At 73.5% G+C, this 9774-nt stretch carries 9 protein-coding genes and 1 pseudogene; 6 read left to right on the plus strand and 4 right to left on the minus strand.

The window, feature by feature from the left end; all coding sequences use genetic code 11:
• Window positions 1-62: 62 nt before the first annotated feature.
• The 3 genes from GA0115233_RS38705 to GA0115233_RS38715 are packed head-to-tail and all read left to right on the plus strand — an operon-like array spanning window position 63 to window position 2851.
• Entirely contained in the window at window positions 63-1370 is a 1308-nt protein-coding gene (locus tag GA0115233_RS38705) for a bifunctional 3-oxoadipate enol-lactonase/4-carboxymuconolactone decarboxylase PcaDC (RefSeq protein ID WP_093725308.1), read from the plus strand.
• Window positions 1371-1405: 35 nt separating this feature from the next.
• On the plus strand, window positions 1406-2041 hold the full coding sequence (locus GA0115233_RS38710) for an MBL fold metallo-hydrolase (RefSeq protein WP_093725310.1): 636 nt from the start codon (window positions 1406-1408) through the stop codon (window positions 2039-2041).
• Window positions 2042-2071: 30 nt separating this feature from the next.
• A complete protein-coding gene (locus GA0115233_RS38715; RefSeq protein ID WP_093725312.1) occupies window positions 2072-2851 on the plus strand; it encodes an exodeoxyribonuclease III in 780 nt (259 codons plus the stop codon).
• A gap of 47 nt (window positions 2852-2898) precedes the next feature.
• Here GA0115233_RS38715 and GA0115233_RS38720 read toward each other — a convergent pair whose 3' ends face one another.
• Both GA0115233_RS38720 and fdxA read right to left on the minus strand, forming a co-directional pair.
• Window positions 2899-4665 (minus strand): SGNH/GDSL hydrolase family protein, encoded by a 1767-nt coding sequence (locus tag GA0115233_RS38720; protein ID WP_093725314.1) that lies wholly within the window; start codon window positions 4663-4665, stop codon window positions 2899-2901.
• Between the two features lie 126 nt (window positions 4666-4791).
• Window positions 4792-5115, minus strand: a complete 324-nt coding sequence (gene fdxA / locus GA0115233_RS38725) for a ferredoxin (protein ID WP_093725316.1) — start codon at window positions 5113-5115, stop codon at window positions 4792-4794.
• A 222-nt stretch (window positions 5116-5337) separates the two neighbouring features.
• Here fdxA and GA0115233_RS38730 point away from each other — a divergent pair, with 222 nt between their 5' ends.
• The 3 genes from GA0115233_RS38730 to GA0115233_RS41395 all read left to right on the plus strand — a co-directional run bounded on the left by GA0115233_RS38730 (window position 5338) and on the right by GA0115233_RS41395 (window position 6919).
• Window positions 5338-6285, plus strand: coding sequence for a hypothetical protein (locus tag GA0115233_RS38730; protein ID WP_093725318.1), 948 nt, complete (start codon window positions 5338-5340; stop codon window positions 6283-6285).
• Window positions 6286-6451: 166 nt separating this feature from the next.
• Window positions 6452-6613, plus strand: coding sequence for a hypothetical protein (locus GA0115233_RS41390; protein ID WP_176712097.1), 162 nt, complete (start codon window positions 6452-6454; stop codon window positions 6611-6613).
• Window positions 6614-6760: 147 nt separating this feature from the next.
• Window positions 6761-6919, plus strand: coding sequence for a hypothetical protein (locus GA0115233_RS41395; RefSeq protein ID WP_176712098.1), 159 nt, complete (start codon window positions 6761-6763; stop codon window positions 6917-6919).
• Window positions 6920-7097: 178 nt separating this feature from the next.
• Here the strand turns inward: GA0115233_RS41395 and proB are convergent, their stop codons facing one another.
• Together proB and GA0115233_RS42165 are read right to left on the minus strand one after the other, a co-directional pair.
• Entirely contained in the window at window positions 7098-8318 is a 1221-nt protein-coding gene (gene proB, locus GA0115233_RS42160) for a glutamate 5-kinase (RefSeq protein ID WP_255310507.1), read from the minus strand.
• Between the two features lie 105 nt (window positions 8319-8423).
• Window positions 8424-9326 (minus strand): annotated as a pseudogene (locus GA0115233_RS42165) (alpha/beta fold hydrolase); the annotation flags it as partial.
• Window positions 9327-9774: the final 448 nt, after the last annotated feature.

Consider the following 9774-nt stretch of genomic DNA (forward strand, 5'->3'; position numbering starts at 1 on the left):
GGGGCCGGGACGTTCAGGCAGGTGGGCTGTGAGAGATTGTGAGAGATGAGAGGGTGAGGGGCGTGAGTGAGACAGCCCTTCAACCCCTGCAATACCGCTTTGACGGGCAAGAAGACATGCCCGTGCTGATCCTGGGACCCTCCCTTGGCACCACATGGCACATGTGGGACCGCCAGATTCCCGAGCTGATCAAGCAGTGGCGGGTCTTCCGGTTCGATCTGCCGGGGCACGGCGGCGCGCCCGCGTACCCCGCCGGTTCCGTCGGTGACCTCGCCGGGCGGCTGCTCGCCACGTTGGACGGGCTCGGTGTGCAGCGGTTCGGGTACGCGGGCTGTGCGCTCGGCGGAGCCGTGGGTGTGGAGTTGGCCCTGCGGCACCCGGAGCGGGTCGCCTCGCTCGCCCTCATCGCCGCCTCACCCCGGTTCGGCACGGCCGACGAGTTCCGTCAACGCGGCGTGATCGTACGTACGAACGGCCTCGACCCCATCGCCCGCACCTCGCCCGAGCGTTGGTTCACCCACGGCTTCGCCGCCGCCCAGCCCGCCATCACCGACTGGGCCGTGCAAATGGTGCGCACCACCGACCCCGGCTGCTACATCGCCGCCTGCGAGGCGCTGGCCGCCTGGGACGTGCGCGCCGAACTGGCCGGGGTCAGTGTCCCCACGCTCGTCCTGGTCGGCTCCGAGGACCAGGTCACCGGACCGGCCGAGGCCCGCACCCTGGTCGCCGGCATCCCGGACGCACGGCTCGCCGTGGTGCCCGGCGCCTCCCACCTCGTACCGGTCGAACAGCCCGCCGCCGTCACCGACCTGCTCGTCCGGCACTTCTCCACCGCCTGGCAGCCCGGCTACGACACGGGCACCGGCCAGATCCCGCTGCCCGTCCCACAGATGCCCGCGCAGGCGGCGCCCGTCGCCGCCGCGCCGCAGCCCGCGCCGATCGCCGAGATCGCCCCGGCCGCCGTGCCCGCCCCCGACGCGGGCGGCCGGCCGGACCCGTACGACGCCGGGATCAAGGTCCGCCGCGAGGTGCTCGGCGACGCCCACGTCGACCGGACGCTGGCGCAGACCGACGACTTCTCCGGCGACTTCCAGGACTTCGTCACCCGCTACGCCTGGGGCGAGATCTGGGACCGGCCCGGCCTCGACCGCCGCTCCCGCAGCTGCGTCACCCTCACCGCCCTGGTCGCGGGCGGGCACCTGGAGCAGCTCGCCGCCCACACCCGCGCCGCCCTGCGCAACGGCCTGACGCCCGTCGAGATCAGGGAGGTGCTGCTCCAGGCCGCCGTCTACTGCGGTATCCCGGCCGCGAGCAGCGCGTTCACCGTGGCGCAGCAGGTGATCCGGGAGGAGACGACGCCCGTGGAGTGATCCCGGCCCCGCGCGCCAGGGGGCAGGATGGTGCCATGAGGTTCACGAAGAAGTCGCACGCCTGCGTCCGTCTGGAGAAGGACGGGCGCACGCTCGTCCTCGACCCCGGAATGTTCAGCGAGGAGGATTCCGTCCTCGGCGCGGACGCGATCCTCGTCACGCACGAGCACCCCGACCACTTCAGCGAGGAGCGGCTGCGCGCCGCGCTGGAGGCCAACCCGGCCGCCGAGATCTGGACGCTGAAGTCGGTCGCCGACCAGATCGCCGCCGCCTTCCCCGGCCGCGTGCACACCGTCGGCAACGGTGACACGTTCACCGCGGCGGGATTCGACGTCCAGGTCCACGGCGAACTGCACGCCGTCATCCACCCCGACATCCCGCGCATCACCAACGTCGGCTATCTCATCGACGGCGGACGGATCTTCCACCCCGGCGACGCCCTCACCGTCCCCGACCAGCCGGTGGAGACGCTGATGTTGCCGGTCATGGCACCGTGGAACAAGATCTCGGAGGTCATCGACTACGTCCGCGAGGTCAAGCCGCAGCGCGCCTACGACATCCACGACGCCCTGCTCACCGACCTCGCCCGGCCGATCTACGACCGGCAGATCGGCGCCCTCGGCGGCACCGAGCACCTGCGGCTGGCGTCGGGGGAGAGCGCGACGCTCTGATTGTCAGTGGTCCCGGGTAGGTTGTGAGGCATGCGCATCGCGACCTGGAACGTGAACTCGATCACCGCCCGCCTGCCGAGGCTCCTGGCCTGGCTGGAGAGCAGCGGCACGGACGTGCTCTGCCTCCAGGAGGCCAAGGTTTCCGAGGACGCCTTCCCCACGGAGCAGCTGCGCGAGCTGGGCTACGAGTCGGCGGTGCACGCGACCGGCCGGTGGAACGGCGTGGCGGTGCTCTCCCGCGTCGGTATCGAGGACGTCGTCAAGGGCCTGCCCGGGGACCCCGGCTACGACGGGTCGGTGGAGCCGCGGGCCGTCTCGGCGACCTGCGGCCCGGTCCGGGTCTGGTCGGTGTACGTGCCCAACGGCCGCGAGGTGGACCACCCGCACTACGCGTACAAGCTGCAGTGGCTGGAGGCGCTGAAGGCGGCGGTCGCGGGCGACGCGGGCGGCAGCCGTCCGTTCGCCGTCATGGGTGACTACAACGTGGCGCCGACGGACGACGACGTCTACGACGTGGCCGCCTTCGAGGGCCTCACCCATGTCACCCCCGCCGAGCGCGCCGCCCTCGCCTCCCTGCGCGAGGCGGGCCTGTCCGACGTGGTGCCCCGCCCGCTGAAGTACGACCGCCCGTACACCTACTGGGACTACCGCCAGCTCTGCTTCCCCAAGAACCGCGGCATGCGCATCGACCTGGTCTACGGCAACGAGCCGTTCGCCAAGGCCGTCAAGGACGCGTACGTGGACCGCGAGGAGAGGAAGGGCAAGGGGGCGTCGGACCACGCGCCCGTCGTCGTCGACCTGGATGTCTGATCCCGAGGACGTCCCGTCCGAGAGGATCTTGGTGTCGTAGCGAGGGGCTACGGCACCAGCATCCGCAGATCCACCGACTCCGCCAGCGCGGCCAGCCCGGCGTCCCCGGGGTGCAGGTGGTCGCCGCTGTCGTACTCCGGCAGCATCCGTGACGGCCGCTCCGGGTCCCGCAGGGCCGCGTCGAAGTCCAGAACGCCGTCGAAGGCGTCCGTGCTCCGGATCCATGTGTTGAGTTCCGTGCGCTCCGCGTCGACGGCGGCCGTGCAGCGCGCCTCGCCCTCGCAGGGGACGAGGGTCGCCGCCAGCATCCTGAGCCCGTAGGCGTGTCCGCGCTCCGCGAGCTGCCGCAGACCGGCCACCACCTGCTCGGCCGTAGCGCCCCAGCGGACGTCGTTGATGCCCTCGAACACCACCGCCGTCCGCACCGACGGCCGGTCGAGGACATCGCGGTCGAAGCGGTTGAGGGCGCTCACCCCGGCCTGGTCCGTGGAGACCCCGTCGCCGGGGTAGCGGTCGCTGACCACCATGTTTCCGGAGATGCCCTGGTTCAGTACGCCGTAGTGCGGCACCTCGTCCTGGGCGAGCAGCCGGGAGGCCAGTACGTTCGGCCAGCGCCGGTTGGCGCCCACCGTGGACTTGTCGCCGTCGGTGATCGAGTCACCGAGCAGCACGACGGAACCGGGACCGCCGCTGACGTCCACCGCGCCGAGCAGCGGCCAGCTGTTCAGCGCCGGGCTGAACGCCGTGGCGGAGCGGTCGGCCGTGTGGTTGCCCGGCTCGCTCACGTACGACCGCTGCTGCGCGAGCCGGTGCGAGGGCGCCGTCGGCACCGTGCCGGGCAGATGGAAACTGATCAGCAGGTTGGCGTCGGCCGGTACCGGGAAGCCGAGCGGATCGCTGAACATTTGCGCGCCCGCCGGGATCCCGGCGCCCAGAGCGCCGTCGAACGACAGCGGCACCGGCGTGCCCTTCGGGGTGGCGCCGGACTTCTGCACGGCCACCGTCGCCCTGCCGATGCGTACCGGCGTCGAGGCGAAGGTGTTGTCGAAGCGGACCCGGACGCCGGTCCCGCCCGCCGAGGTGTGCACCACCAGCCGCAGCGTGCGGTCGGTCCACGGACCCACGGCCGGGTTCCCGCCGGTCGCGGTGGCCCAACTCCCGGTCCAGCCGAGGGTGCCGGTGCGCACCGACACCGCGAACACATGCAGCCCGGCCGCCCTGGGCAGCCGTACCGACGCCACCTCGCGGTCGGTGGTGAGCGGCACGGTGACGACGTAGAGCCGGGCCCGTTCGGTGAGCCTGCCGTCCGGGGTGTTGATGTGCGGGAGTGCCACGGCCTTGGTGGCGAGCGGGCCGGTGCGCCAGTCGGGGGCGGTGAGCAGGTACGGCGTGCGCGTGCCGTCCGTGTGGGCGACGGTGCCGGTGCCGCTCACCTCCTCGCCGGTCGTACCGGCCACCAGGAAGGCGAGCGCGTCACCGTGTCCGCCGAGCCGGACGTCCTGGCCGTCGGCCACGACATTGTCCGGTTCGCCGGGGGCGCGGTCCGGCCAGGTCAGCGTGGCGCCCTGCACGGTGAGCGCGGCGCCGGGCCGCCAGCCCGCCGCGGTGAGATCGGTGGCGGACAGGGAGGCGCCGGAGCCGTCGAAGTCGGCGGCTTCGGGGTGCGTGTCGTCGCTGACCGCGGTGTTGTCGAAGAGCCGCTCCAGCGGGAGTGGTTCGGACCGGGCGGTGCTCGCCTGCGCCGCCGCGGCGGACAGCGGCAGCAGACCCGCGATCAGCGCGCACACGACCCCCACGCCGCCCCGAAGACTCATACGCACGCCCCGTCCCCTTCCTCCGTGCAACCGGACCTGACGCGATGTCAGGCGGCACGAAGCTATGGACGGGGCGGGCGTACGTCAACGAGAGCGGGGTCGGCGGCTGCCGAACTCACCCGTTCGTCACGGGGTCGCCGACACGGGCAGCTCCGCGACGACCGCGTGGTCGCTGTCGACGGGACCGATGTTGGAGGCGCCGCCGGGGGAGCCCAGCTCGGTGAAGAACTCCCGGTCCGCGCGACGGAAGTCGGCCCACTCGTTGGGCACGTCGTCCTCGAAGAAGATCGCCTCGACCGGGCAGACGGGCTCACAGGCGCCGCAGTCCACGCATTCGTCGGGGTTGATGTACATCTTCCGCTGGCCTTCGTAGATGCAGTCGACCGGACACTCGTCGACGCAGGCCCTGTCCTTCAGGTCGACGCAGGGCTGGGCGATGACATACGTCATGAGCGACTCTCCGTGGTCCAGATGTCGTTGCCGGGCGGGTGGTGAGTGCGGTGAGGGTAGGAGCCGGGGCAGGAATCCGCGTGGACGTCGGATGGAGTCCGTCTCGAACTGCTGTGGGCGGGCGGTCCTGGTTGCCGGGAATAATTCAGCACCCGTAGACTTCAACGAGGAATGAAATATGGAAAGAACGCGCTCCCGTGCCCGGCGCGGTGAAAGGACCTCGTGAACACCGTGTTGTCGGTTGTGGTGCTCGCAACGGCGTCCGCGCTGGCCTACGCCGCGGCGGCGGTGGCGCAACGGGCCGCCGCGCTCCGGGCGGCCGGAGCCCAGGGGACGGGGCTCCGGCGCTCGGTGGCGTGGTGGACCGCCCTGCTGCTCAACCTCCTCGGCGCGGTGCTGCACACGGTCGCGCTCAAGTACGGCTCACTGGTCGCGGTACAGATGCTCGGGGTGCTGACCCTGGTCGCGGCGCCCCTGCTGTCGTCGGTGGTGCTGCGGCAACGGCTGACCGCGGCGCAGTGGTCGGGGACGGCCCTGACCGTGGTGGGCGTGGCGGCCCTGCTGGCGCTGGTGCCGTCGGCGGGGGAGGGCCGGACGCCGGACTCCGGTGAACTGGTCGGCCTGGCGGTGCTGACCGCGGTCGCCATGGGTGTGCCGGTGGCCGCGGCCACGGTCACCCGGGTGGCGGCGGTGGCCGGTCTGCTGTTCGCCGCCGCGGCCGGAGTCGCCTTCGCGGCGGCGTCCGCACTGGCCCAGACCGTGGTGCTCCGCGTGTCCGGCACATCGCCCGGACCGCTCGCCTCCACCGTGGTGGCCGTCGTCGGTGTCGCCTTCCTCGCCCCGGTCGGCGTCTGGCTCTGCCAACTCGCCTACCGCGACGGCCTGGAGGCCCCCCTCGCCACGGTGACCCTGGTCAACCCGGTTTTCGCGGTGCTCCTCGGAGTGGCTGCGCTCGGCGACCGGTACGGTACGGGACCGCTGACGCTGGCCGGCGGCCTGGCGGCGGCGGTGGCCGCGGGGCGGGGCGTGTTCCTGCTGGCCCGCGCCGAGACGTCCGGCGCCCCGGCGGGCTCCCGCCCCAAAGTCGCGGCACCCGGGGGTCATTTCTGGGGGATACGGCTCAGGAGGTCGGCGGCCGTGGCGGTGGGGGCGGTGGACTCGCGCAGGTGAGGGGACGCGGGCGGGCGCCGGGCCGTGTCCGCCCCGTGGAGCCCCGCTCAAGTCCCGCCCCAGTTCCGCTCGTGGACCGGGGGTACCCACCTTGTCGGTGTTTGTGGCGCGTGCCACGCTCGACGGAGGCGAGTTCAGCAGTTGTTGAGTTTCCCAGGGGGTTGCTATGAGCGGCACCGGTACGGGTCTCACTGTTCATCCGGACGAGGCCGAGGCGTTGGCCTGGGTGATGCTGGCCGAGTTGTCGGGGACCGAACCCGGGGCGGACGGCAGGGCCGAGGCGGACGTGGTGATGGCGGACGTGGCGGGGGACGCCGGTGAGGGGTGACCGTCGGTGCGCGGGGCGGCGCGCACGCCGGGGTACGGGACGCCGGCGCGCGGGGCGTTGCCCCGGTCTCCCCGGCCGCCCCGCGGCCGCCTGCCGGTACCGGTAGTCGTCGGCACCCCTGAACTGTCCCAGAAGGGAGGTCCGTTCATGCGGATACGCATCATCACGAAGACCGAGCCGGCGGGCCGGATCGTGTACCGGGACGAGTCACGGCGGGCCCGCCGCCGGGCGCTCGCGCCTCCGCTCGGTCTCGCCGGAGTGGAGAACGACCCCGGCGAGCCGCACATCGTGCGCAGTATCGACTGAGGGAACGCGGCGCTCGGTCGTCGGGGCGGCGCTCGGTCATCGACGTGGCGCTCGGTCGTCGGGGCGGCGCTCGGTCGTCAACGCGACACTCGGTCGTCAACGCGGCACCCGGTCAGCGGGGCGGCGCCCGTCGGGCACATCGACGGGCGCCGCCCCGTTCTCCGGGTCGGGTCACTCCTCAGATCCCGGGGCCGCCCGCGTCCCGCGCGGCGAACTCCCGGGCGGGCAGCACCCGTACGCTCACCTGGCGGCGCAACTGCGCCGGGAGCCCGGCGGCTCGGGCCGAGGCCGGCAGCAGGACCAGGTCGTCCTGGTGGACCACCTCACGGCCGGAACGGCCGCGCAGCAGCGACAGCTCCTGGAAGGCGAGCGAGGCGAGTCCGCGGGCGACCACCCGCCCCTCCTCGTCGAGGAGTTCCACCGGGTCGCCCGCCACGAACTGGCCCGCGACCCGCGTCACCCCCGTCGCGGGCAGCGCGCCCCGCCCCTGCACCAGCTCCCGCACCGCGTCCGCGGTCAACTGCACGGTGCCGCGCGGGCTGCTGGCGTGCTCCAGCCACAGCAGATGGTCGGAGTTGCGGTCACCGGTGCGGTGGAAGAGCGTGCCGGTGGGCCGCCCGGCCAGCGCGTCGGCGGCGTGCCGGGCGGCGGTGAGCACCACCGGCACGCCCGCGCCGGTCGCGATCCGGGCCGCCTCCACCTTGGTCTTCATCCCACCGGTGCCCACCCCGGACCCGGCGCCCCCCAACTCCACGTTCGCCAGGTCCTGTTGGCCGTGGACATCGGTCAGCCGCCGGGCGCCGGGGCGCCGCGGGTCGCCGTCGTACAGGCCGTCGATGTCGGACAGCAGCACCAGCAGATCGGCGCGGACCAGATGGGACACCAGCGCCGCGAGCCGGTCGTTGTCACCGAACCGGATCTCCGACGTGGCCACGGTGTCGTTCTCGTTGACGACCGGCACCGCGCCCATGGACAGCACCTTGGCGAGGGCGCGGTAGGCGTTGCGGTACTGGGCGCGGCGGCCGATGTCGTCGGCGGTGAGCAGGACCTGGCCGACCCGCAGCCCGTAGCGGGCGAAGGAGGCCGTGTACCGGGCGACCAGCAGCCCCTGGCCGACACAGGCCGCCGCCTGCTGTCCGGCCAGGTCCTGCGGGCGCTCGGACAGACCCAGCGGGGCCAGTCCGGCGGCGATGGCACCGGAGGAGACGAGCACGATCTCGGTGCTGCCGGAGCGGGTGCGGGCGAGCACGTCGACGAGGGCGTCGACGCGGTCGGAGTCCAGTCCGCCGACCGCCGTCGTCAGTGACGACGAGCCCACCTTCACCACGATCCGGCGCGCCCTGAGCACATCGGGGCGCAGTCCGCCGTTCTCGGCGGAGGCGGTCATGGGCGAGTTCATCGTTGCGCTCCCGAGTCGAGGGCGAGCTCCCGGGGGTGCGGCCGGGGAGGTCTCGCGCCGGTGTCGTAGGTCGTGCAGCAGCGCGTGCACGGTCTCCACGACCAGCACGGGACGCTCGTAGGGCAGGTCGTGGCCCTGTTTCGGCACGGTGTGCAGGGTCGCCCCCGGGATGTTGTCGGCCAGGCGCAGGGCCTGGGCGGGTGGTGTGTACGTGTCCAGGGCGCCGACCAAAATCCGGGTCGGCACCCGGCCGAGCGCGCCGAGCCGGCCCGCGCAGGCGTGGGTGGTGAGCGCGGCGAAGAACTCGGCGACGGTCAGCGGTGGGATGGCGCGCAGGGCGTGCGCGTCGGCCCGCGCGGTGTCGGTCTGCGGACCGCGCCCGAACAGGGCGTGCCACAGCGGGGCGGTCGAGGGGTGCGAGAGCGGCCCGGTGAGCAGCCGGTGCACGGCCTTCGCCCAGCCCGGTGAGCGCAACAGGCCGTCGGCGAGGAGCCGTTCGGCGTGTGCGCGCCGCTGCGCGCCCCGGTCCCGGGGTACGAACGGGACGGCTCCCACGTCCTCGACGCAGGTGTTGAAGAGCGCGACGCCGGACACCCACGACCCGAACAACTCCGGTCTGGCAGCGGCGAGTTGCTGGACCGACATGCCGCCCATGGAGTGCCCCACGAGCAGCACCGGCCCGTCCTCCGGCGTGGTGGCCCGGCGCAGTACGAGGTCCAGGTCCCGGCCGAGCAGTGCCATGTCCAGCGGTGCCGCGCCCCGGGTGGAGCGGCCGTGCCCGCGCTGGTCGTAGGTGACCGCGCGCAGCGCGGGGAACCCCGGGCGGGGGCGCGTCAACGCCTCGACATGCGGCCGCCATTCGAGCGCCGACATGGTCCAGCCGTGCGACAGTACGACGGTGGCCTCGGCCCGCGGCGAGCCGTGCGCGTACACGACCAGCTCGGCACCGTCGTCGGTGACCACGGTCCCGGCCAGCCGCCGGTCCTGCAGCCCGCTCACCGCACTCATGCGGCCCCACCGCCCGGCACCGGCCGAATGGTGATCGTCACCCGGGGGCTTCCCGGCGCGACGAACGTACGGGCAGACCCGCTCGTCAGCGTCACCCGCGGCCCCTGCGGCAGCCGCCGCGCCTTCAGCACTACGGGCACACGCACGCGATCGGCGACGAAGGGGGCGGAGTCGCGGGAGGGAAGGGCGCCGTTGCCCGGTAGGCGCGGGGAGTCGGGGGTGACGGGTGCCTCCGGCGACCGGGGAGGCAGGGCCGCCCGAGACCGCCGGTCGCCCGGGAGGCCCTGCGGGTCGGGATTGAGCGGCACCCGGGTCCGGCCCGATGCCGGGCGCGGCGCCCCAGGGCCGCCGGCCGCCAGCGGACCGCCGCCCGTCCCTCGCCCGGCACCCGGCCGGGGCCCCGCACCCGGGGCGCGTGCTCCTCCCGGAGGCAGCGGTCGCGCGTGCC

The sequence above is a fragment of the Streptomyces sp. DI166 genome (genome assembly GCF_900091315.1).
GTDB classification, from domain to species: domain Bacteria; phylum Actinomycetota; class Actinomycetes; order Streptomycetales; family Streptomycetaceae; genus Streptomyces; species Streptomyces fuscus.

What these genes read in the sequence shown, in the direction of transcription:
- GA0115233_RS38710 (WP_093725310.1), top strand. Translation starts at nt 1,406, where the DNA reads ATGAGGTTCACGAAGAAGTCGCACGCCTGCGTCCGTCTGGAGAAGGAC.
- GA0115233_RS38715 (WP_093725312.1), top strand. Translation starts at nt 2,072, where the DNA reads ATGCGCATCGCGACCTGGAACGTGAACTCGATCACCGCCCGCCTGCCG.
- fdxA (WP_093725316.1), bottom strand. Translation starts at nt 5,115, where the DNA reads ATGACGTATGTCATCGCCCAGCCCTGCGTCGACCTGAAGGACAGGGCC.
- GA0115233_RS41395 (WP_176712098.1), top strand. Translation starts at nt 6,761, where the DNA reads ATGCGGATACGCATCATCACGAAGACCGAGCCGGCGGGCCGGATCGTG.
- GA0115233_RS41390 (WP_176712097.1), top strand. Translation starts at nt 6,452, where the DNA reads ATGAGCGGCACCGGTACGGGTCTCACTGTTCATCCGGACGAGGCCGAG.
- GA0115233_RS38720 (WP_093725314.1), bottom strand. Translation starts at nt 4,665, where the DNA reads ATGAGTCTTCGGGGCGGCGTGGGGGTCGTGTGCGCGCTGATCGCGGGT.
- proB (WP_255310507.1), bottom strand. Translation starts at nt 8,318, where the DNA reads ATGAACTCGCCCATGACCGCCTCCGCCGAGAACGGCGGACTGCGCCCC.